The sequence below is a fragment of the Streptomyces sp. NPDC037290 genome (assembly GCF_055603245.1).
This window is the reverse complement of the sequence record NZ_JBVJVZ010000006.1, coordinates 260,877-283,417: the sequence shown is the minus strand read 5'-3', so window position 1 is coordinate 283,417 and position 22,541 is coordinate 260,877. Positions and strand designations below refer to the sequence as shown.

The 22,541-nt window shown below is 72.2% G+C and carries 18 protein-coding genes; 13 read left to right on the top strand and 5 right to left on the bottom strand.

What is annotated here, in order from left to right; all coding sequences use genetic code 11:
• Nucleotides 1-84: 84 nt before the first annotated feature.
• Together ACZ7HQ_RS23135 and ACZ7HQ_RS23130 are read right to left on the bottom strand one after the other, a co-directional pair.
• Nucleotides 85-726 carry a TetR/AcrR family transcriptional regulator gene (locus ACZ7HQ_RS23135; protein WP_470992964.1) on the bottom strand — a complete coding sequence of 214 codons (642 nt, stop codon included), beginning with the start codon at nucleotides 724-726 and terminating at the stop codon, nucleotides 85-87.
• Between the two features lie 157 nt (nucleotides 727-883).
• Nucleotides 884-1,108, bottom strand: coding sequence for a hypothetical protein (locus ACZ7HQ_RS23130; protein ID WP_470992961.1), 225 nt, complete (start codon nucleotides 1,106-1,108; stop codon nucleotides 884-886).
• A gap of 258 nt (nucleotides 1,109-1,366) precedes the next feature.
• Here ACZ7HQ_RS23130 and ACZ7HQ_RS23125 point away from each other — a divergent pair, with 258 nt between their 5' ends.
• From ACZ7HQ_RS23125 to moeZ, 12 genes are all read left to right on the top strand, one after another.
• Nucleotides 1,367-2,359: an alpha/beta fold hydrolase gene (locus ACZ7HQ_RS23125; RefSeq protein WP_470992958.1), complete on the top strand. Its 993-nt coding sequence runs from the start codon at nucleotides 1,367-1,369 to the stop codon at nucleotides 2,357-2,359.
• Nucleotides 2,360-2,366: 7 nt separating this feature from the next.
• Nucleotides 2,367-4,124 (top strand): DUF3152 domain-containing protein, encoded by a 1,758-nt coding sequence (locus ACZ7HQ_RS23120; protein WP_470992955.1) that lies wholly within the window; start codon nucleotides 2,367-2,369, stop codon nucleotides 4,122-4,124.
• Between the two features lie 56 nt (nucleotides 4,125-4,180).
• Nucleotides 4,181-4,276, top strand: a complete 96-nt coding sequence (locus ACZ7HQ_RS23115) for an Ms4533A family Cys-rich leader peptide (protein WP_470992952.1) — start codon at nucleotides 4,181-4,183, stop codon at nucleotides 4,274-4,276.
• 191 nt (nucleotides 4,277-4,467) lie between these two features.
• The gene (locus ACZ7HQ_RS23110; protein WP_470992949.1) at nucleotides 4,468-6,186 is read left to right on the top strand and encodes an ABC transporter substrate-binding protein; all 1,719 of its coding nucleotides are present in this window, start codon (nucleotides 4,468-4,470) and stop codon (nucleotides 6,184-6,186) included.
• A 4-nt stretch (nucleotides 6,187-6,190) separates the two neighbouring features.
• A complete protein-coding gene (locus ACZ7HQ_RS23105) occupies nucleotides 6,191-7,210 on the top strand; it encodes an ABC transporter permease (RefSeq protein ID WP_470992946.1) in 1,020 nt (339 codons plus the stop codon).
• Nucleotides 7,207-8,205 (top strand): ABC transporter permease, encoded by a 999-nt coding sequence (locus tag ACZ7HQ_RS23100; protein WP_470992943.1) that lies wholly within the window; start codon nucleotides 7,207-7,209, stop codon nucleotides 8,203-8,205. The genes ACZ7HQ_RS23105 and ACZ7HQ_RS23100 overlap by 4 nt, the downstream gene beginning before the upstream one ends.
• Nucleotides 8,202-9,794, top strand: coding sequence for a dipeptide ABC transporter ATP-binding protein (locus ACZ7HQ_RS23095; RefSeq protein WP_470992940.1), 1,593 nt, complete (start codon nucleotides 8,202-8,204; stop codon nucleotides 9,792-9,794). The genes ACZ7HQ_RS23100 and ACZ7HQ_RS23095 overlap by 4 nt, the downstream gene beginning before the upstream one ends.
• Nucleotides 9,795-9,995: 201 nt before the next feature.
• Nucleotides 9,996-11,696, top strand: coding sequence for a DUF3492 domain-containing protein (locus ACZ7HQ_RS23090; protein WP_470992937.1), 1,701 nt, complete (start codon nucleotides 9,996-9,998; stop codon nucleotides 11,694-11,696).
• Nucleotides 11,697-11,728: 32 nt separating this feature from the next.
• Nucleotides 11,729-13,036, top strand: a complete 1,308-nt coding sequence (locus ACZ7HQ_RS23085; RefSeq protein ID WP_470992935.1) for a hypothetical protein — start codon at nucleotides 11,729-11,731, stop codon at nucleotides 13,034-13,036.
• A gap of 411 nt (nucleotides 13,037-13,447) precedes the next feature.
• Nucleotides 13,448-14,407 (top strand): NAD-dependent epimerase/dehydratase family protein, encoded by a 960-nt coding sequence (locus ACZ7HQ_RS23080; RefSeq protein WP_470992932.1) that lies wholly within the window; start codon nucleotides 13,448-13,450, stop codon nucleotides 14,405-14,407.
• Nucleotides 14,395-15,144, top strand: coding sequence for a spherulation-specific family 4 protein (locus tag ACZ7HQ_RS23075; protein WP_470992929.1), 750 nt, complete (start codon nucleotides 14,395-14,397; stop codon nucleotides 15,142-15,144). The genes ACZ7HQ_RS23080 and ACZ7HQ_RS23075 overlap by 13 nt, the downstream gene beginning before the upstream one ends.
• A gap of 63 nt (nucleotides 15,145-15,207) precedes the next feature.
• Nucleotides 15,208-16,386: an adenylyltransferase/sulfurtransferase MoeZ gene (moeZ, locus tag ACZ7HQ_RS23070; protein ID WP_470992926.1), complete on the top strand. Its 1,179-nt coding sequence runs from the start codon at nucleotides 15,208-15,210 to the stop codon at nucleotides 16,384-16,386.
• A gap of 113 nt (nucleotides 16,387-16,499) precedes the next feature.
• On the opposite strand, the gene ACZ7HQ_RS23065 is transcribed toward moeZ, so the two are convergent.
• From ACZ7HQ_RS23065 to ACZ7HQ_RS23055, 3 genes are all read right to left on the bottom strand, one after another.
• Nucleotides 16,500-17,006, bottom strand: coding sequence for a hypothetical protein (locus tag ACZ7HQ_RS23065; RefSeq protein ID WP_470992923.1), 507 nt, complete (start codon nucleotides 17,004-17,006; stop codon nucleotides 16,500-16,502).
• A gap of 139 nt (nucleotides 17,007-17,145) precedes the next feature.
• Nucleotides 17,146-18,693, bottom strand: a complete 1,548-nt coding sequence (locus ACZ7HQ_RS23060; protein ID WP_470992920.1) for an alpha/beta hydrolase — start codon at nucleotides 18,691-18,693, stop codon at nucleotides 17,146-17,148.
• 177 nt (nucleotides 18,694-18,870) lie between these two features.
• On the bottom strand, nucleotides 18,871-21,873 hold the full coding sequence (locus ACZ7HQ_RS23055) for a lysylphosphatidylglycerol synthase domain-containing protein (RefSeq protein ID WP_470992917.1): 3,003 nt from the start codon (nucleotides 21,871-21,873) through the stop codon (nucleotides 18,871-18,873).
• 186 nt (nucleotides 21,874-22,059) lie between these two features.
• On the opposite strand from ACZ7HQ_RS23055, the gene ACZ7HQ_RS23050 reads away from it, so the two are divergent.
• Complete coding sequence (locus tag ACZ7HQ_RS23050; protein WP_470992914.1) at nucleotides 22,060-22,446, top strand: MGMT family protein; 387 nt, start codon at nucleotides 22,060-22,062, stop codon at nucleotides 22,444-22,446.
• The last annotated feature ends 95 nt before the right edge of the window (nucleotides 22,447-22,541 follow it).

Genomic DNA, 22,541 nt, shown 5'->3' with positions numbered 1-22,541 from the left:
GTGAGGGGACGTACACGCTGTGGGCCCGAACGCCGACAGCGAACAGCGTGCGGGAACACACGGCCGCCGGGGCGCTCAGGGCTGTCAGTGGTGCTCGTTGCCGTGCAGCGGGAAGCCGGCGATGCCCCGCCAGGCCAGCGAGGTCAGCAGCTGCACCGCCTGGTCGCGCGGCACACTGCGGTCGCTGTGCAGCCAGGAGCGGGCCACCACCTGGGCGAGCCCGCCGAGGCCGGAGGCGAGCAGCATCGACTCCGCGCGCGAGAGGCCGGTGTCCTCGGCGATGACGTCGCAGATCGCCTCGGCACACTCGTTGGTGACCTTGTCGACGCGCTCGCGCACGGCCGGCTCGTTCGTCAGGTCCGACTCGAAGACCAGGCGGAAGGCGCCGCCGTCGTCCTCGACGTACGCGAAGTAGGCGTCCATGGTGGCCCGGACGCGCTGCTTGTTGTCGGTCGTCGACGCCAGCGCGCCGCGCACGGACTGGATCAACGACTCGCAGTGCTGGTCCAGCAGGGCGAGGTACAGGTCGAGCTTGCCGGGGAAGTGCTGGTAGAGCACCGGCTTGCTCACGCCGGCGCGCTCGGCGATGTCGTCCATCGCCGCCGCGTGATAGCCCTGCGCGACGAAAACCTCCTGGGCGGCGCCCAGCAGCTGGTTCCGTCGGGCTCGGCGCGGCAGACGGGTGCCACGTGGGCGTGCTGCCTCAGTTTGCTCGATGGCTGTCACGCCGCCTCCCAGAGTCGTCCATATCGCGGTGTCAGCCGCGCCGCCATCGTACTTTTCGGTAACCGTGGTGTGCGCGCTGCGAGCGCAGAATTTCACGTACCGGACGGCGGCGAAAGCGGCAGCGGGCCCCGGGTACGGCCGCCGCCGGACGCCGACGTCAGCGGTAGTCGTCCTCGTCGAGTGAGACCACGCGCGCCTGTTCGACCAGATCGGCCTCGTTCGCGCGGGCCGGATCCACTCCCGTCAGGGGGTCGTCACGGTCGGGCGTGACGTCCGCGTGCTGCTCGGCGGCGTCCACCTCGGGGGCCTCGACGTCGATCTCGGGGGCCGTGTCGGCCTCCAGGTCCTCGATGGCGTCGGGCTCGGTCGGGTCATAGGCCATGGTGGGCTCCCTTCCTACGAACGTCCCCGGAAGAAGCAGGGGGCCACATGCGGGTGCCCTCTGTACGAGCCTAGGAGACAGCTGATCCGGACGCCATGCCGTCTCGGCCGTTCGTCGGCCTCCGTCCACCGGTCGTGTTCACCGGTCGCGGACGATCCGCGTGCGGTCCGCGCCCCATCCGGTTCACCCGTCACCCACGGTTCACTCTGTGACGGCCACCACATGAACCTCGGCGTGATCACCTCGTAACATTGCCGCATGTCTTCGACCGAGTCGCCGTCCGTGCCGGCCGCCAGTGTGCTTCCGAGGGTGGCGCCCGTCCGGGTCGGTGAGGGCGAACGGCTGCGGTCTGTCGGGCTGCCCGGCGTCACCCTGTCGATCCGTTCCCGCCGTCCCACGCGCGAGGGCCTGCCGCCCGCGCTGTACGTCCACGGGCTCGGCGGCTCCTCGCAGAACTGGTCGGCACTGATGGCCGAGCTGGACGGCGTCGTCGACAGCGAGGCGGTCGACCTGCCGGGCTTCGGCGACTCCCCGCCCCCCGACGACGGGAACTACTCCGTCACCGGGCACGCGCGCGCGGTGATCCGCTACCTCGACGCCGCCGGCCGCGGCCCGGTCCACCTGTTCGGCAACTCACTCGGCGGCGCGGTCACCACACGCGTGGCCGCCGTACGGCCCGACCTCGTCCGTACGCTCACCCTCGTCTCGCCCGCCCTGCCCGAGCTGCGCATCCAGCGCACCGCGGCGCCGACCGCCCTGCTCGGCGTGCCCGGTGTCGCGGCCCTGTTCACCCGGCTCACCAAGGCGTGGACCGCCGAACAGCGGGTGCGCGGGGTCCTGGCGCTCTGTTACGGCGACCCCGGGCGCGTGTCGCCGGACGCGTTCCGGCACGCCGTGGAGGAGCTGGAGCGGCGGCTGCAGCTGCCGTACTTCTGGGACGCGATGGCCCGTTCCGCGCGCGGGATCGTCAACGCCTACACGCTCGGCGGACAGCACGGGCTGTGGCGCCAGGCCGAGCGGGTGCTCGCGCCGACCCTGCTCATCTACGGCGGCCGCGACCAGCTCGTCGGCTTCCGCATGGCCCACCGGGCCGCCCGCGCCTTCCGTGACTCCCGCCTGCTGTCCATGCCGGACGCCGGGCACGTGGCGATGATGGAGTACCCGGACGTGGTGGCCACCGCGTTCCGGGAACTCCTCGCGGAGACGGGGGAGTCGGACACCGCGGACACCGCTTCGGGCGCGGGGAGCTGAGGCCCGCGTGGGACGTCACAGCCGCCGCGGTCCGGCCCCCAAGGACGCCTCCGCGGACATAACCGCCAGCCGCCGGGAACAGCGGGGCACCCGCTCGGACGACGCCCGGGACACACCGGTCCGGGGCGGCGCCCAGCCGCTGCTGCCGGGACAGCGACAGGCGCCGACCGACGGGGCCGGCACCGCCGCCGGGCACCCGCCACGCGGCCCGCAGGCACCACAGCCGTTCCCGCACGGCACGCCCGCTCACGGGGCACCGCCTCCTGGGGCCCCATGGCTCACCGACGGCATGCCTGGCCGGGGTGTGCCGAGGCTTCCGGACGGCACTCCGGTCCACGGCATTCCGAGGCTTCCCGACGGCACGCCCACGCGCGGCGTGCCGCGTCTTCCTGATGGCACGCCGGTGCACGGCGTCCCCCGCTTCCTCGACGGGACGCCTGCGCGCGGTGTGCCGGGGCCTCCCGGCGGCGCCCCCGCGGACGGCGTGCCCCGCTTCTCCGACGGGACGCCCGCGCACGGTGTGCCCCGGTTGCACGAGGGTGCTCCCGCTGCTCGGGGTGCCCACCCCGAGCAGCGGGAAGCCGGCGGTGGCTGGGGGGAGTTCGTGGGGGCGGCCGGGACCGGTGGCACGCTTCCGCGGCAGCGGCAGCGGCAGCGGCAGCGGCAGGCGGGAGGCGGGCCCGGCGCCGGGCCGCGGCAGGACTATCTCGACGCCTTTGCCGACGGGCGTGGCGACGAGGATGCCGACGTCTTCGCACCCCGCAGGGGAAAGCCCCGCCCCGCCGACGAGCACCCGGCCGACGCGCCGGAGGCGGACGGCGGCGCGCCCCCCACCGGCCTGCCGGCGCAGCGCACCGGCGCCGCCGCCCCGGAAGGAGCGCCAGGAGGTGTCCGGCATGCGGTCACCGCCGCGGGGGCGCGCGCAGCCACCACGCACCCGCAGTCGCGAGACGACGGCACCACTCCCGGCGGAGCGACGCGCGGCCGGACCTTCACCGGCATCGCGGCGGCCGCCGTCACCACGGTGCTCGCGGTGGTCGTCGCCGGGCAGGTGACCGGGTCGCGGGACAGCGGCGCCGTACAGTCGCGCTCCGCCACCGACCAGGCCCGTGACGCCCGTACCCCTGACGGACGGACCTCGTCGGCCTCTCCCGGCACGGTCACGCTGTCGTACGAGCAGAAGATGGACCGGAAGTACCCGCTCAGCGCCACGCTGAAGGGTCCGGGCAGGTTCGACGCGGTGCCCGGTTTCGCCAAGGCGCCCGGCGAGGGACAGAAGTACACCTACCGTGTGGACGTCGAGCAGGGTCTCGGGCTGGACGGCGAGCTGTTCGCCGAGGCCGTGCAGAAGACCCTGAACGACGACCGCAGTTGGGCCCACGGCGGTGCCCGTACCTTCGAGCGGATCTCCTCCGGCAAACCCGACTTCGTGATCACGCTGGCCAGCCCCGGTACGACCGCCAAGTGGTGCGCCAAGTCAGGGCTGGACACCACGGAGGACAACGTCTCCTGCGACTCCGCCGCCACCGAACGCGTGATGATCAATGCGTACAGATGGGCCCAGGGCAGCCAGACATACGGGGACAAGATGTACGCCTACCGGCAGATGCTGATCAACCATGAGGTCGGCCACCGGCTCGGTCACGGCCATGTGACGTGCCAGAAGAACGGCGAACTCGCCCCCGTCATGCAGCAGCAGACCAAGTTCCTGGACCATGACGGAATCCACTGTCTGCCCAACCCGTGGCCGTTCCCCAGGAGTTGACACGCGCCGCTCATGTCACATTGACATGAGCCACAGGGTCGTTCATATTTCTGGGCATGTGGTCTAGTCATGCCGCCTGCGAGAGCGCCGCCATCGAGCTGGCGCTCATCGGTGTGACCGCACTCTGCGTGGCCGACGTCCGCTGTCGCTGACGCCGCCTCCCCGGCGTTCGCGTCGCGATCTTTCTCCTTCTCCTCGTCCGTGACCGCGTCACGGCGTTTTCGACGACCCGACGCCGGGGCCGACGTCTGTCCTCAGCCGTCTCACTCCTTGTCCACGTGTCTCACTTTTCGAGAAACCCTCGATCAACCCCGTCACGTCACCCCGAGAGGTCGTCATTCCGATGCGTCAACCGTCCGTGAACAGAGCCCGCGTGGCGACCGTTTCGCTCGCCCTGGTCGTGGCAGCGGGCGCCGCCGCCTGCGGCCCGAAGGACAACGATGCCAAGGGCTCCGGTGGCGACTCCACGCCGCACAGGGGCGGCACCCTGACGGTGCTGAACTCCCAGCCGCAGACCGACTTCGACCCCGCGCGTCTCTACACCTCCGGCGGCGGAAACGTCCCTTCGCTGGTCTTCCGCACCCTCACCACGCGCAACCGCGAGAACGGCGCGGCCGGCGCCAAGGTCGTCCCCGACCTCGCCACCGACACCGGACGTCCCAGCAAGGACGCGACCGTGTGGACGTACACCCTGAAGAAGGGCCTGAAGTACGAGGACGGCACGCCGATCACCTCCGGCGACATCAAGTACGGCATCGAGCGCTCCTTCGCCCCCGAACTCTCCGGCGGCGCGCCCTACCTGCGGGACTGGCTGGCCGGCGCGGCCGGCTACCAGGGCCCCTACAAGGACAAGAAGGGGCTCCCGGCGATCGGGACGCCGGACGCGCGGACCATCGTCTTCCACCTGAACAAGCCCGAGGGCGAGTTCCCGTACCTCGCCACGCAGACGCAGTTCGCCCCGGTGCCCAGGAGCAAGGACGACGGCACCAAGTACGAGGAGCACCCGGTCTCGTCCGGCCCCTACAAGGTCGTCAAGAACGAGAACGACGGCGAGCACCTCGTCCTTGCGCGCAACACGTACTGGTCCGCGGCGACCGATGACGAGCGCAAGGCGTACCCGGACAGCATCGACGTCCGCTCCGGCCTCGACTCCTCCGTGATCAACCAGCGGCTGTCCGCGTCCCAGGGTGCGGACGCGGCCGCGGTCACCACGGACACCAACCTCGGTCCCGCCGAACTCGCCAAGGTCGGCGGGGACGGGGAACTGGCCGCGCGCGTGGGCACCGGCCACTTCGGCTACACGAACTACCTCGCGTTCAACCCGTCCGTGAAGCCGTTCGACAACCCGAAGGTGCGGCAGGCCATCGCCTACGCGATCGACCGGTCCTCCGTGGTCAACGCGGCCGGCGGCAGCGCGCTCGCCGAGTCCGCGACCACCTTCCTGCCCGACCAGAAGTCCTTCGGCCACACGCCGTACGACCCGTTCCCGGCCGGCGCGTCCGGCAACCCGGCCAAGGCCAGGGAACTGCTCGCGCAGGCCGGTCACAAGAACGGTCTCACGGTGACGCTGACCCATTCCAACGCCAAGGACTTCGAGACCAGCCCGGAGATCGCGACCGCCGTCCAGGACGCCCTCAAGAAGGCCGGCATCACGGTCAGGCTGCAGGGCTTGGAGTACAACGACTACCGGGACAAGATCCACAGCGTGAAGACCGAGCCCGGCTTCTTCCTCGCGCACTGGGGTGCCGACTGGCCCTCCGGCGGTCCCTTCCTCGCCCCGATCTTCGACGGCCGGCAGATCGTCAAGGACGGTGCGAACTTCAACACGGGCCTGCTCAACGACACGTCGGTCAATGATGAGATTGACTCGATCAACAAGTTGACCGACCTTGACGCGGCCGCCAAGCGATGGGGTGCACTGGACAAGAAGATCGGCGAGCAGGCCCTCGTCGTGCCGCTGTTCCACCCGGTCTACAAGCGCCTGTACGGCAAGGACGTCAGGAACATCGTCATCAGCGACTGGACCGGCGTCCTCGACATCTCCCAGGTCGCGGTGAAGTAGCACCGTGAGCGAGGCACTTGTCGCCACCGACACCCCCGGGGCGGGCATCGAGCCCGCCCCGGGGGCCTCGGGGGCCCGTCAGTTCTGGCGGCGGCTGCGCGCGCAGCGCGCCGCCCTGGTCGCCGCGGCCGTCGTCGCGCTGCTCGTCCTGGTCGCGCTCGCCGCGCCGCTGCTCACCGCGCTGGAGGGCCAGGACCCCACCACGTACCACCCGTCCCTGATCGACTCCGCGCGCGGTGGCGTGCCGGTCGGCTCCTTCGGCGGCATGAGCGCCGAGCACTGGCTGGGCGTGGAACCCCAGACCGGCCGCGACCTGTTCGCCCGGCTGGTCCACGGGGCGCGGGTGTCGCTGGGCGTGGCGCTGGCAGCCACAGTGGTGCAGGTCGCCATCGGGGTCGCGGTCGGTGTAGGCGCCGCGCTCGGCAACCGATGGGTTGATCAACTGTTGAGCCGGACCACGGACGTCATCGTTGCGATGCCGTTGATGATCATGTCGTTGGCGCTGCTGGCGATCGTGCCGTCCAGCTTCCCCCGGCCCGTCCTCGTCACCCTCGTCATCGGCCTGATCGCCTGGGGCAACGTCGCGAAGATCGTGCGGGCCCAGACGCTCACCCTGAAGGGGCTCGACTACGTCTCCGCCGCCCGGCTGAGCGGCTGGGGCGTCTGGCGGGTCGCCCGCCGTGAACTGCTGCCCGGCCTCGCGGCGCCCGTCATCACGTACGCCGCCCTGCTGGTGCCCACCAACATCTCCGTCGAGGCGGCACTGTCCTTCCTCGGCGTCGGCGTGCAGCCGCCCACCCCGTCCTGGGGACAGATGCTGACCGACGCCGACGTCTGGTACCAGGCCGCGCCGCAGTACCTGCTGCTGCCGGCCGGTGCCCTGTTCGTCACGGTCCTCGCCCTCACCGTCCTCGGCGACGGCGTGCGCACGGCACTCGACCCGCGCGCGGCCTCCCGCCTGCGCGTGGGCACCGGCCGCAGGGCCGCCGAGGAAACCGGCAGCGACAAGGAGGCCTCCGCATGAACGGCTTCGGCGGATTCCTGCTGCGCCGCGCCGTCGGCACCCTGGTCACCCTGCTCGCCATCTCGGTGATCGTCTACGTCGTCTTCTACGTCACCCCCGGCAACGTCGCCCAGATCACCTGCGGCCCGCGCTGCTCGCCGGAACAGGTGCACCAGGTCGCCGAGCAGCTCAGGCTCGGGGACCCGCTGTACCTGCGCTACTGGCACTTCCTGGAGGGCCTCTTCGCCGGCCAGGACTACTCCACGGGCACCTCGGTCACGCACTGCGCGGCGCCCTGCCTGGGGCAGTCCTACCGGTCCGACCAGCCCGTCCTGGACATCATCCTGAACAAGCTGCCCGTCAGCCTGTCGCTGGTCCTCGGCGCCATGGTCGTGTGGCTCGTCCTCGGCGTCGGCACCGGAGTGCTGTCCGCGTGGCGGCGCGGCCGCATCTCCGAGCGCGTGCTGACCGCGATCACCCTCGCCGGCACCGCCACGCCCGTCTTCGTCATCGGCCTGGTGCTGCTGATCGTCGTCTGCGGTGAACTGCAGCTGCTGCCCTTCCCGCAGTACGTGAACCTCACCGACGACCCCGAACAGTGGGCGTGGAACCTGCTGCTGCCCTGGCTGTCCCTGGCCGTGATCGAGGCGGCCGCCTTCGCCCGCCTCACCCGCGCCGCGATGCTGGAGACCCTCGCCGAGGACCACATCCGCACCTTCCGCGCCTACGGCGTCGGCGAGCGGGCGATCGTGTCACGGCACGCCCTGCGCGGCGCGCTGGCGCCCGTCATCGCCCTGAACGCCAACCACGTGGGTTCCTCGGTCGGCGGCGCCGTCCTCACCGAGACCCTCTTCGGCCTGCCCGGCATCGGCCAGGAGCTGGTGCGCGCGGTGCAGGTCGTCGACCTGCCGGTGGTCGTCGGCATGGTCCTGGTCATCGGTTTCTTCGTGGTCCTCGCCAACGCCGTCGCGGACGTTCTGTACGCGGTGGCCGACCGACGGGTGGTGCTCGTATGAGCTTGGTGGAAGTGACGGACCTGACCGTCGAGTTCGGCTCCCTGCGGGCCGTGGACGGCCTCTCCTTCAGCCTGGCCGAGGGCGCCGCGCTGGCCCTCGTCGGCGAGTCCGGCTCCGGCAAGTCGACGGTGGCGGGCGCCCTGCTGGGCCTGCACCGGGGCACCGGGGCGCGGGTCGGCGGCTCGGTGCGCGTCGCCGGTACCGACGTGCAGGACGCCTCCGACGAGGAGCTGCGGCGGCTGCGCGGTGCCAAGGCCGCCATGGTCTTCCAGGACCCGCTGTCCTCCCTGGACCCGTACTACGCGATCGGCGACCAGATCGCCGAGGTCTACCGCGTGCACACGCGCGCGGGGCGGCGTAGCGCACGCGCGCGTGCCGTGGAGGTTCTGGACCGGGTCGGAATCCCGGACGCACGGCGCCGGTCCCGGTCCCGTCCGCACGAGTTCAGCGGCGGCATGCGCCAGCGCGCGCTGATCGCCATGGCCCTCGCCTGCGAGCCGGACCTGCTGATCGCCGACGAGCCGACCACCGCCCTCGACGTCACCGTCCAGGCCCAGATCCTCGACCTGCTGCACACGCTGCGCGAGGAGACCGGCATGGGCCTGCTGCTCGTCACCCACGACGTGGGGGTGGCCGCCGAGAGCGTCGATCAGGTGCTGGTCATGCGGCACGGCAGGGCCGTCGAGCACGGTCCCGTCGCAGAGGTCCTGGCAGCCCCCGCGGAGGCGTACACCCGCGGACTCCTCGACGCCGTCCCGCGCCTGGACGTCCGCCGCACCGGCTCCCGGGCCACCGAGGAAGCCGTGCTGGAGGCCACCGGTCTGCGGCGCGAATTCGGGCGCGGCAAGCGGGCCTTCGCGGCCGTGGACGACGTCTCGCTGACCGTACGGCGTGGCGAGACCCTCGGGGTGGTCGGCGAGAGCGGCAGCGGCAAGACCACGCTCGGCCGGATGCTCGTGGGGCTGCTGGAGCCGACCGCCGGCGCGATCCGCTACGAGGACCGCCCCCACACCGGCGTGAACCCGGCCGTCCAGATGGTCTTCCAGGACCCCGCCTCCTCCCTCAACCCCCGCCGCAGCGTCGGCGAATCGATCGCCGATCCGCTCCGCGCGCGTGGCGAGCGCGACGAGGAGCGCGTCCTGGGGCGCGTGCGGGACCTGCTGGAGCGCGTGGGGCTCGACCGGGCGCACTACGACCGCTACCCGCACGAGTTCAGCGGCGGCCAGCGCCAGCGCATCGGCATCGCCCGGGCGCTCGCCGCCGGGCCGCGCGTCATCGTCTGCGACGAGCCCGTCTCCGCGCTCGACGTCACCACGCAGGCGCAGGTGGTCGCGCTGCTCGGCGAACTCCAGCGGGAACTCGGCCTCGCGCTCGTCTTCATCGCGCACGACCTCGCCGTCGTGCGGCAGGTGAGCGACCGCGTCGTGGTGATGCGCCAGGGCCGGGTCGTCGAGTACGGGCCGGCGGACGAGGTGTACGACAGCCCGCGTGAGCCCTACACCAGGCAGCTCCTGGCGGCCGTACCGGCGCTCGACCCGCAGCTGGCGGCCCAGCGGCGCGCGGCCCGCCGCGAACCGGCCGTGGCGTAACGTTTCGTGCTTGGTTGATCGCGGTGTGAATCCCTAGCGTGGGCGAACGCGACCCGCACGCGAAAGTTACGACCGTTCACCCCTTTTGGTGGCGTGATGGACAACCGTCCGTCGCGCCACCGCCTTGTCCCCTTACCTTCGTCCCGCTGCGAGCCGCCCGGACCACGGCGGCTCACCGGACGGGAGATCGGGGGTGCACACGTGCGCATCGGACTGCTTACGGAGGGTGGCTACCCGTTTGTGGGCGGTGACGCCGGACCCTGGTGCGAGCGCCTCGTGCGCGGGCTCGAGCGGCACGAGTTCGACATCTACGCGCTCAGCCGCAGCAGACGCCAGGAGGACGACGGCTGGGTCGCGCTCCCGCCGCACGTCTGCGGGGTGCGTACGGCCCCGCTGTGGACGGCCGTGGACGACGGTGTCGTCCACGGACGGCGCGCACGCCGGCGCTTCATCGAGTGCTACGGCGAACTGGTCGCCGCGGTGTGTACCGGGAGCAGGGCCGACGCCGGCTCCGACGACGAGGCCGCCTCTCTGGCGGACCGTTTCGGCAGCGCGCTGTACGGGCTCGCCGAACTCGCCCGCGACAAGGGCGGACTGGTCGGCGCCCTGCGCTCGGACGCCGCCGTACGCACCCTCGAACGCGCCTGTCGCGCCCCCGGCGCACTGCGCACCGCGCGCGAGGCGCGCGTACCCGACCTGCTCGCCGTCACCGCGCACCTCGAACGCGCCCTGCTCCCCCTCACCCTCGACTGGTACGGCGACGACGGCCTGGGCGCGGCCGACCTCACCCACGCCACCGCCGGCGGCACCACCGCCCTTCCCGGGCTGCTCGCCCGGCACTTCTGCGACGTACCGCTGCTCGTCACCGAGTACGGCGTCCCGCTCCGCTCGCACTACCTCACCCTTGCCCCCGACACCGCCGCTCCCGCCGTACGCGCGCTGCTCGGCGCATTCCACGGCCGGCTCGCCACCGAGGTCTACCGGCGGGCCGAGATCCTCACCCCCGGCAACGCCCACGCCCGCCGCTGGCAGCAACGCTGCGGCGCCGACCGGGCCAGGATCCGCACGGTCCACCCGGGCATGGACGCCGCCCGCTTCGCGGAGGTCGGCGAGGCCCCGGACCGCGCCGACCCGGACACGCTGGTCTGGGTCGGACGCGTCGAACCCGCCAAGGACCTGATCTCGCTGCTGCACGCCTTCGCCGAGGTCCGCAAGGCGGAACCCAAGGCCCGCCTCAGGATCGTCGGCGCGCCCTGCGGGCCCGAGGGCACGGCCTACCTCGGCCAGTGCCGCGCGCTCGCCGCGCAGCTCTTCCCGGACGAGGCGGAGGGCGTGCACGCCGTCGGCGACAACCCGGTCTCCTTCGAGGAGATCGGCGGACCGGAGGCCCCGACGCTGCCCGACGCGTACGCCGCCGGCGCGGTCGTCGTGCTGTCCAGCGTGGTCGAGGGCTTCCCGGTCGGGCTCATCGAGGCCATGTTCTGCGGACGCGCCACGGTGTCCACCGACGTCGGCGCCGTGGTCGAGGTCATCGGGGGCACGGGACTCGTCGTCCCCCCGCGCAACCCGCGTGCGCTCGCCGAGGCGTGCGTGGCACTGCTGCGCGACCCCGAGCGCCGCGAGCGCCTCGGCGCCGCCGCGCGCGCCCGCGCGCTCGAGTTGTTCACCGTCGAGCAGAACATCGCGGCGTTCCACGGCATCTACCTGCAGATCGTCTCGCACTGCCCGGTCCGCCGGGTCGTCCTCGACGAGGCCGGCGAGCCACGGCCGTTCGCCGCCCCCGCCGAGTCGCACGTCCCCGGCCGCTGGACCGGTCCCACCGCCCGCGTCCTGCCCCGGAGCGTCCCCGGATGGGCCACGGCTCCTCCCGTACGCGCGACACCGCTGGCCGAGGGGGCGTGATGGGCGTACGGGACGGAGACGGGAGAGGCGCGGTGGACGAGCCGAGCGAGGGGGGTACCCCGGTCGGGCTGGACCGGCCCGGGGCACCCGGTGGTGCCGAGCCCTGGGACGCGCGGTCGGGAGAGTGGACCGACCAGACCGACCAGACCAAGACCAACCGGACCGACCGGACCAACCCGCCCGCCCGTGACGGCAATCCGGGCAGCCACGAGCCGGGCGAGCGACGCGTCGCCGCGCCCCGGCGCGGTGCCGCCGATCCCGTGAAGACCCTGCTGCACCGGCACCGTGAGCTGTGCGAGCGGGCCGTGGACCCGCTGGAGATCGCCGCCGGGCTGGAGGCGCACGGCGTCACCGACCGGACCGCCGCCCGCTTCCGCCACCGTGACGTCTTCTCACTCGCCGAGGAGCTCTACGCGCGCGTGCCGCGTACCGGTGAGCAGGGCCCCGAGACCGAGCCCCCGCCCGCCCCCCGGATCCGCGCCGACTGGGTCCTGCTCACCCTCCTGCCCGGCGCCCTCGGCACGGCCACCGTGGCGGGACTGCGCCTCACCCACGGCCACAGCCGCCTCATGGCCGCCGTCGCCGGCATCCTCGCCGTCGCCCTCGCCACGCGGGCCGCACTGCGCCGCGGCCCGCTCGCCGGCCCGTCCGGCACACACGCGTGGCACCCGGCGAACGCCACGCGCGCGTGGACGCTCTGGCTCCTCGCCTACGCCCTCCTCGGCGACGGCCTGCTCCACGCCGTCCTGACGGGCGGCCCCGACGCCCTGCCGACCGGCGCCCCGGACGCCCCCTGGCCCACGGCCACCGCGCCCGCCCTCGCCCTCACCCTGGCCTGCGCCCCGGCCGCCTGGTGTGCCCACCTGCTCACCGCAGGCGCCCGCCGCAGGCTCGCCGGCAGCCGGGGTCTGGAGGACTTCAGAGCCGCCGCGAGGCCGTTGCTGTTCGGCACGTTCGCCCTGTTCCTGGGCGCGCTCACCGCGCTGCTCATGCTGTGCGGGGCCGCCCTGCACGCATCAGCGCCCTTCCCGCAGGCCCTCACCCTCGGCGCGCTGCTCCTGCTCGCCCGTCTGCTCACCGTGCACCACCGCCGGCACGCCCCGGCCGTGGTGCTCGGGGCCGCGGCGGCCACGGAGGCGGTGGCCCTCGCCCTGCCGCTGGCCGGAAGGCTGCCGGGGTGCGCGGTCCTGGCGGCACCCGTCCGGACCCTCGTGCACGTCTGGGGCGAGGCCGCCGTCCCGGCTCTCGCCTGCGGCACCGCGGCGCTGGCCCTGCTGTTCCACGCGGGCCGCACGCTCACCCAGGCCTCGGCGCACGCGCCGACGGGAGTCCCCGAGTGAACCTTCCGCCGCGGCCCGGACCGCCGCCGGAGGCGACCGCACCACCCCTTTTGAAGGAGAACGCCAGATGACCACCTCCCGACCCGGAGCGTCCGGAGCCCCCGGAACCGCCGGCGTGTCCGCCGCAGCCGCGGGCGCAGGAGTCGCCGGGACCGCCGGAGCCGGAGTCCGGGGGACCACCGGATCCGCCGGCACCGTGAGAGCGAGCGGACCCGCCAACCGTTCCTGGCTCATTGGGCCCATCGGAATCACTGAGCCCATTGGACCCAGTGAGCCCTTTGGGACCAGGGAGCCCACGGTTGGCCCCATCCGCCACCGGGGACCAGGCAGCCTCGCGTCCGACCCCCTGAGTCACAGGAGTCCCGTCGGTCACGCCGCTCAGGCCGGCGCGCACACCCCGGAGGCCGCGCGATGAGGGTCCTGCTGATTGGAGCCAATGGATACCTCGGCCGGTTCGTCGCCGACCGCCTGCTCGCCGACCCGGCCGTCCAGCTCACCGCGCTCGGCCGCGGCGACGACGCCGACGTCCGCTTCGACCTGGCCACCGGCAGCCCGGGCGCCCTCACCCGCTTCCTCGACGCGGTGCACCCCGGGGTCGTCATCAACTGCGCCGGCGCCATCCGCGGCGGCGCCCGCGAACTCACCCGGCACAACACCGTCGCCGTCGCCACCGTCTGCGAAGCCCTGCGCCGCAGCGGCTGCGGCGCCCGTCTGGTGCAGATCGGCTGCAGCGCCGAGTACGGGCCGAGCCAGCCCGGTTCCTCCACCGCCGAGGACGCCGTACCGCGCCCCGGCGGCCCGTACGGCGTCAGCAAGCTCGCCGCGACCGAACTGGTCCTCGGCTCCGGTCTGGACGCCGTCGTCCTGCGGGTCTTCTCGCCGGCCGGCCCCGGCACCCCGGCCGGCTCCCCGCTGGGCCGGCTCGCCGAGGCCATGCGGCGCGCCATGCAGTCCGGCGACGGCGAACTCAAGCTCGGCGGCCTCGGCGCCCAGCGCGACTTCATCGACGTACGCGACGTCGCCCGCGCCGTGCACGCCGCCTCGCTCTCCGCCGCGCAGGGCGTCATCAACATCGGCTCCGGCCGCGCCGTGCGCCTCCGCGACGCCGCAGCCGTCCTCGCGCGCGTGGCCGGATACGGCGGCGCCCTGCACGAACTCGACGCACCGCCCGGACCGCTGCGCGCCGCCATCGGCCACCCCCGGCCCGACTCCGACCACGTGGCCCCGGTCGCCTACCCGTACCCGGACGGCTGCGGCACCTGGCAGCAGGCCGACGTGCGCACCGCACGCGACCGGCTCGGCTGGCGGCCCCGCATCAACCTCGAAGAGTCCCTGGCAGACATCTGGATGGAGGCGGCATGCCGCATCTGACCAGCACCACAGCAGGCCCCACGAGCACCGGCCTGCGCACCGCCCTCGGCATCCCCGGCTACGCCCACCCGCTGGTCGCCCCCGCCCAGTGGGCCGAACTCGCCCGCCCCGGCACCCCGCTGGACTGGGTGGTCCTCAATGTGGCCGCCGGGCCGGGCAGCCGCCCCGACCCGCACTGCCTGGAAGCGGCGGGGAGACTGCGCGGCGCGGGCGTACGGGTCCTCGGTCACCTGGACCTCACCCACGGCTCCCGCGCCTTCACCGACCTGCTCTCCGACGCCCGCCGCCACCTCGACTGGTACCGCGTCGACGGCTTCCTGCTGGACCGCTGCCCCACCGACCGCACGGCGCTCCCCGAGGTCCGCCGTGCGGTCACCGCACTCCGGACGATCAGTGGCACCGCCCACATCGTCCTGGGCCACGGCAGCCACCCGCACCCCGGGTACGCGGAGGCCGCCGACCAGCTCGTGACCTTCTCCGGCTCCTGGTCCGACTACCGCTGGTCGCAGGTCGCCGAGTGGACCGCCGACTACCCGCCGGACCGCTTCTGCCACTTCGTGCACGGCGTGCCCCGCGGCCACCTGGAGGAGGCGCTGCGCATCGCCCGCTGGCAGGGAGCGGCGACCATCTACTTCACCGACCGCACGGGCCACGGTGGCCGCGCCGACCCCTGGGAGACGATGCCCGGCTACTGGGACGACATCGTCTCGCGTATCGGGACAGGTGTCTCGGAATGAAAAAGGCCGTGGCAGTGTTACGGGAAGAACAACCGTACTGTTTGACCGACCAACGGAGTCCCCGTGTCGCTGCCACCCCTGGTCGAGCCAGCTCCTGAGCTCACCGTAGACGAGGTCCGCAGGTACTCCCGCCACCTGATCATCCCCGACGTGGGCATGGACGGGCAGAAGCGGCTGAAGAACGCCAAGGTGCTCTGTGTGGGCGCCGGCGGCCTGGGCTCGCCGGCGCTGATGTATCTGGCCGCCGCGGGCGTGGGCACCCTCGGCATCGTGGAGTTCGACGAGGTCGACGAGTCGAACCTGCAGCGCCAGATCATCCACAGCCAGTCCGACATCGGCCGCTCCAAGGCGGAGTCCGCCCGTGACACCGTCAAGGGCATCAACCCGTACGTGAACGTGATCCTTCACGAGGAGCGGCTCGAGGCCGACAACGTGATGGACATCTTCAGCCAGTACGACCTGATCGTCGACGGCACGGACAACTTCGCGACCCGCTACCTGGTCAACGACGCGTGCGTGCTGCTGAACAAGCCGTACGTCTGGGGTTCGATCTACCGCTTCGACGGCCAGGCCTCCGTCTTCTGGTCCGAGCACGGCCCCTGCTACCGCTGCCTCTACCCGGAGCCCCCGCCCCCCGGCATGGTCCCCTCCTGCGCCGAGGGCGGCGTCCTGGGCGTGCTGTGCGCGTCGATCGGCTCCATCCAGGTCAACGAGGCCATCAAGCTCCTCGCGGGCATCGGCGAGCCGCTGGTCGGCCGCCTGATGATCTACGACGCCCTCGAGATGACGTACCGCCAGGTCAAGGTCCGCAAGGACCCGAACTGCGCGGTCTGCGGCGAGAACCCGACCGTCACCGAGCTCATCGACTACGAGGCCTTCTGCGGCGTCGTCTCCGAGGAGGCCCAGGCGGCGGCCGCCGACTCCACGATCACTCCGAAGCAGCTCAAGGAGTGGATCGACGAGGGCGAGAACATCGAGATCATCGACGTCCGCGAGCCGAACGAGTACGAGATCGTCTCCATCCCGGGCGCCAGGCTGATCCCGAAGAACGAGTTCCTCATGGGCACCGCCCTGGAGGGCCTCCCGCAGGACAAGAAGATCGTCCTGCACTGCAAGACGGGTGTCCGCAGTGCGGAAGTCCTCGCCGTCCTGAAGTCCGCGGGCTTCTCCGACGCCGTCCACGTCGGCGGCGGCGTCATCGGCTGGGTCAACCAGATCGAACCGCACAAGCCGGTCTACTGACACGGGTCCCGCCGACCAGCGGACCTGACGAAGCCCACGGCTCTGAGCTGCTCGGATGCCGTGGGCTTCGGTCGTTGCCGTGGTTCGTGGCGGCCTCTGGTCCCGCCGCTCCTTCAATGACGTGTCACGGGGGAGGAGCGTGGGCTCAGGCGGGTGGTGAGGCGATGCTTCGCGGCCGCTGTCAGCTCGTCGAGACGCTTCAGAAGCAGGTTCAGGTCCGGGGAGACGTCCCCCTTCGCCACCTTGCTCAAGACTGTGGCGACTTCCTGATCAAGCCTGGCCATGGCCGAGCGAACCTCGTCACTGTCGATGTCCGTCTGGGCAATGTCCCAGGTGGTGTGGCACTCAGCGCTCTGCTTGACCGCTTCGTCCTGGATCCGTTGCCGGTGCTCAGGTGAGTCCGAGGCACTGATCGACTGCGGCAGCCCGGCCACCCAGTCCCTGGCCGCGCACACCTGCATGAACTGCTTGTGCACGGCGTGCCGCTGAGCTTGTAGGCCCGATTGCTCGTCCCTGCGGCGCTGTCCCAGGGTTCTGATCGTGTAGTGGGCTGTGGCTCCGAGAAGCCCACCCCCAAGGGTTCCGCCGAGGCCTGCGAGCACCGTATCGAGCCTGATCACACCTCCCAGTGAACGGGCTGTGGCAGGTCGTATCGCGTTCCACGCCGAACGGGTCACCCGTTGTGCCCGCAGGGCCCCACAGGCAGGGGAGCCCGAACCACCGGGTCGACCGCGCGGCGGGTCCGAGCCCCCGGCCGTGTCAGGAACAGACCGTGCCGGCCGCCGGTTCCTTGCCGTCGAGCAGGTAGCTGTTCACCGCGCTCTGCACGCACTTGTTCTTGCTGTCGTACGCCCCGTGCCCCTGGCCCTTGTACGTCAGCTCGACGGCGACGCCCTTGCCGAGCGCGTCCACCATCTTCTTCGCGCCCTCGTACGGTGTGGCCGGGTCGCCCGTGTTGCCGACGACGAGGATGGGCGCGGAGCCGGGCGCGCTGACCTCGGGATGGTCGGCTGCGCCCGGCACGGCCCAGTCGGTGCAGCTGACCATCCCCCAGGCCAGGTAGTCCCCGAACAACGGGGAGGCGGTGCGGAACTCGGGCAGCTTCTGCTGGACGAAGTCGGCGGTGTAACGGGGTTTCTGGTCCGCGCAGTTGATGGCGATGTTCGCCGCGGTGATGTTGCTGTACTCGCCGTTCTCGCTGCGGCCGTTCAGCGAGTCGGACAGCAGCATCAGGATCTTGCCGTCGCCGTCGTAGGCCTGCTCGAGGCCCTCGGTGAGGTACTCCCAGAAGTCCTTGGAGTACAGGGCCTGCGCGATGCCGTTCGTCGCGGCGGTCTGGGTCAGCTGGCGTGGCGTGATGCCGGGGAGCGGCTTCTTCTCCAGGTCGTTCAGGAGTTTCGCGATGCGGTTCTTCACGTCCTGCGCGGTGTCGCCGATCGGGCATTCCGTGGTTTTCGAGGTGCAGTCCTCGGCGAAGTTGTCCAGCGCCAGCTGGAAGCCCTTGGCCTGTCCGAGCGCGCTCTGTTCGGGGTCCTGCGTGGGATCGACGACGGCGTCGAGCACGGCCCGGCCCACCTTCCTCGGGAACAGGTGGGCGTACACGCCGCCGAGTTCGGTGCCGTAGGAGATGCCGAAGTAGTGCAGCTGGGCGTCCCCGAGGACCTGGCGCATCAGATCCATGTCACGGGCCGCGTCCGTGGTCGCCACGTGCGGCAGGATCTTCTTGGAGTTCTTCTCGCAGGCCGCGTTGAACTGCTTGGTGCGGTTCAGGAGCGCGGTGCGCTCGGCGCTGTTGTCGGGGGTCGCGTCCTGCTGGAAGTACTCGTCCAGCTGGGCGTCGCTCTCGCATTCCACCGGCGCGCTGCGTCCGACCCCGCGCGGATCGAAACTGACGAGGTCGTAGCGGGTGCCCAGAACGGCGTAGTCCGAGCCGAACGCGGGCAGTGTGCTGACGCCGCTGCCGCCGGGGCCGCCGAAGTTGAACACGAGCGAGCCGATCCGCTTGTTCGCGGGGCCGGTGGCCTTGGCGCGGATCAGGGCGATGCCGATGGTGTCGCCCTTCGGTTTGCCCCAGTCGAGGGGCGCCTTCATGGTGGCGCACTGCCAGGTGGTGCCGTTCGGCAGCGGAGAGGGAGCGCTGCCGCCGCCCTCCGCCTCGGACGGAGCCGGGCAGTCCTTCCAGTCCAGCTTCTGCGCCGTGAGGTCGCCGTCCTTGGGGGTGCCGGCGCCGCATCCGGCCAGCAGGGCGGACAGCAGCACGGCCGTCGTGGTCAGGGCGGCGGCGCGCAGCCGGGAGGGGTTCGCCATGGACCCATCCTGGGGGCGCACACCCGGAGGCGCGCGCGGGGCGCGGGCCGTATGAGGTACGCACTCGCCCCGCGCTTCACACGCCCCACGCGCACGTCCTGTCCGCGCTCGCCCTCTTGGAGCATCCCCTTAGAGCGCCCCCTCAGAGCCCCCTCAGAGCATCCCCAGAACACCCCCTTACAGGGCCCCCTTGCGGGTGAGCTGGTTGAAGGCCAGCCAGCCCGGCAGCACCGGCAGCCACAGGGTCAGCAGGCGGTACAGCAGGACGGCCGGGGCGGCGACCTCCTTGGGCAGGCCGAAGGCGATGAGGCCGAGGGTGAGGCTCGCCTCCACCGCTCCCACGCCGCCCGGGGTGGGAGCCGCGGACCCGAGCGCGTTGCCGGCGAGGAAGACGACGGCGACGCTGGCGATGCTCAGGGAGGCCGAGCCGCCCCCGAAGGCCCGGACGGAGGCGTCCAGGCACATCACGAAACAGGCCGTCAGCAGGAGCATGCCGCCGATACCGGTGACGAGCTTCTGCGGACGCTGGAGCACGTCGAGCATGCGCGGTACGACACCGGCGAACAGCGACCGCACGCGCGTGACGACGAATTTCCGCAGGAACGGCACCGAGGTCACCACGAGCACCAGCACCGCCACGGTCAGCAGACCCGCGATGACCGTCCGGGAAGGCGACAGCGACGGCGTCTTCTCGGTACCGGTCAGATAGCCGAAGGACAGCAGCATCAGGATGTGGCAGCCGAGCCCGAACAACTGCGAGGCACCGACACTCGCCACCGCGAGACCGGCGCGTACGCCGGCGCGCTGCAGGAAACGCGTGTTGAGGGCGACACCGCCGACCGCCGCCGGCGCCACGATCTTCACGAAGGACCCGGCGACCTGCGCCGCCACCGTCCTCAGGAACGGCACCCGCTCGGGCACGAAGCCCAGCAGCGCCATCGCCGCGGCGACATAGCTGAGCGCGGAGAACGCCACCGCGGCGATCACCCAGCCCCACTGGGCCTGCGCGAACAGCGTGCCGAACTCGATGTGGGTGAGCTGCGTCAGCAGGTAGTACGCGCCGATCGCGCCCGCGATGAAGCTGATGAGCGTGCGCGGCCGCACGCGCTCGAGCCGGGCCGGCTCCACAGGGGCCTGCGGCCTGATCCGCAGCACCTCGTGCCGGATCTGGCTGAGCAGGTCCTCCTCGCGGGCCTCTTCGAGTGCCTCGTCGATCGCCCGCCGTTCCGCGCGCTGCTCGGCGCGGACCGTCTTCTTGTCGGGCTTTTCGAGGGCGACCCGGTCCGTCTCGGACTCCTCCTCCAGGCGGACCTGCTTGGCCTGCCGGGACGCCTCCAGGACCGCTTCCCGTTCGCGCTGGGCGCGTTCCCGGGCCAGTCGGCGCAGCGTCGCGCGCGTGGAGCGCGTCAGCGCGATCGGCTGCAGCATCGGCAGGCAGTCGGCGACCGCGTCGGGTCCGAGCACCCCGACCGCCGAGGCCACCGCACGCTCCGCCCCCACCCGCAGGCCGAGCGTCGTGACCAACTGGGCCACGTCCATGCGCAGCAACAGCTCGCCGGCCGCGATCTCGCCGCCGCGCAGCTCGGTGAGGATCACCTTGCCGGAACGATCCACCAGGATCGCGTCACCCGCGAGTCTGCGGTGCGCGATGCGCCGCGACTGCAGCGCCCGCACCTGGTGCCAGGTGTTGCGCAGCAGCTCGTCCGTGATCTCCGCGTCGGCCAGTGAGTCCAGGGTGCGCCCGCCGCTGTGCTCGTAGACGAGCATGACGGCGTCCGGGCCGAGTTCGGAGGTGGCGATGAGTTTGGGCGCGTTGGCGCCGGCCGCGATCGCCGCGTACGCCAGCAGCGCCTCCTGCTCCAGCGCCTGCCGCAGCGACTGCAGGCTGGAGCGGGTGGCGAAGCCGCGCAGGGTGAGGTTGCGCCACGCGCGGTAGAAGAAGCCCTGCGCCTGCTGCTCGCGGTCGACGACCGTGACGTCCAGCGGCAGGCCGTCCTCCAGGGTGACGAAGTAGCGCCGGCCGCGGTCGCCGTTCTCCGTCTCCACGACCTCCTCGCGAGCTGCGCTGACGGGGTGGAAGCCGACGTGCCGCAGGCCCGCCATGAGGGTCTGCCCCGTGGGGCGGACGTTGGGGGAGCCGACCGCGTACAGGGTGCCGTACGCGATGGTCCAGCCGATCAGCACGGTCAGGATGATCGAGAACGGGGTCGTGTAGCCCGTGACCAGCATCGAGAACGCGTCGAGCAGCAGCACGATCCACAGCACCGCGCGCCATCGGGGTCTGCGGGACATGCCGACGGCCGTCATGTAGGCGATGACGGGTGCCAGATAGCCGTGCACCGGGTCGGTCAGGGCGTGGATGTCGCCCGGCGAGGGCTGGGTGAGCGCCTCCTGGATCGAGTCCGGGGCGGCCCGGGCGACCCACAGGTCGGTCGCGAGGGTCACTCCGTGGGCGAGGACGGCCGCGAGGACGCCGTCGGCGATGCGCAGCCCGTCGCGTTTGATCAGCCGTTCGATCGCGAAGGCGACCGGTACGAGGAGGATCGCGATGCTGGACGCCAGTCCCGCGAACTTGATGAGCAGGTCGGGGGCCTGCCCGGTGCCCTTGTTGATGTCCTGTTCGAGGCCCGAGGTGGTGCCGTGCGCGAAAGCGGCGATCGCGAGCAGCACGACGATGGCGAGCACGCCCACCAGAAGCCGCATCAGGTCGGAGGGGCGGTGCACGCGCGCGGGGAGCAGCGGTTCGTCGCCCTCCACGGCTTCGGCGTGCGGATCGTCGTCTGCGTCCGGTCCGTGGTCGCGGGGCGAGTTCTCCGGGACGTGCGCCCCCTCGGTGTCGTTGTCCGCGGTGTCGTAGGCCGCGGTCTCCTTGTCAGCGGCGTCCTTGTCAGCGGTGTCCTTGTCGGCGGCGTCGTCGCCGTCGTCATGTGTGCGCTCGCCGCCGTCACGCGCGCGCGTGACGGCGTCTTCGCCTTCGCCGGCCCCGGCGTGCGTGCCACGCGCCCGGGCGCCGTCGTCCTTGGCCGGACCGGCGTCCGTCGTGCCCTCGTGGTCACGCGGACCGGTGTCGTCCCGGAGTCCCTCGCCGCTGCCCTTGCCCGCCTCGCCGGCGGTGCCGGGGCGTGCGGTGGCGCCAGGGGTGCCCGCCCCGCCCTCGGGGTGCACGCCCTGCTGCTTCATGGTCTCTTCTTGGTCTCGTATCACCAGTCACCGCCCGCACGATGGTGGCATGCCCCACCGACACTCGCGGGCATCAGGGTGCGGATGCGCGGGCGCACAGTCTGCCGGAAGCGGCGTCCAGGGGCGAGGGGGCCGCTCCCCGCGGCCCGCGCCGCGATGTCGGTGGGGTGCGGCAGGATGGGACGAATGAGCGAGCAGAGCCCTGCCGAGGACCTCCCCGGGGAGTACGCGGACGCCCTGCCGGAGTACGCCGAGCGCGTCCTCGAGGTCGCCGAGCGGATTCCGCCGGGACGGGTCATGACGTACGGCGATGTCGCCGAGTGGCTCGAGGAAGGTGGCCCGCGCCAGGTCGGCCGGGTGATGTCCCTCTACGGCGGCGCCGTGCCGTGGTGGCGGGTCGTCCGTGCCGACGGGACGCTGCTGCCCGGCCACGAACTGCGCGCGCTCGCCCACTACCGCGCGGAGGGCACGCCGCTGAAGGAGGCGGCCAGAAGCGCCGAGGGGCATCTGCCGCGACTCGACATGCGGCGGGCCCGTTGGGACGGCGGGGCGGACGCGGGGGGTCACACCTGACAGCTTCCGCCATCGGATGCCCCGGGGGAGAGCCTGTGGCTCGTATGGGTGACAGCGGGGACATCCGTGGCATGACGTACGTTCGTGAGGTGAGG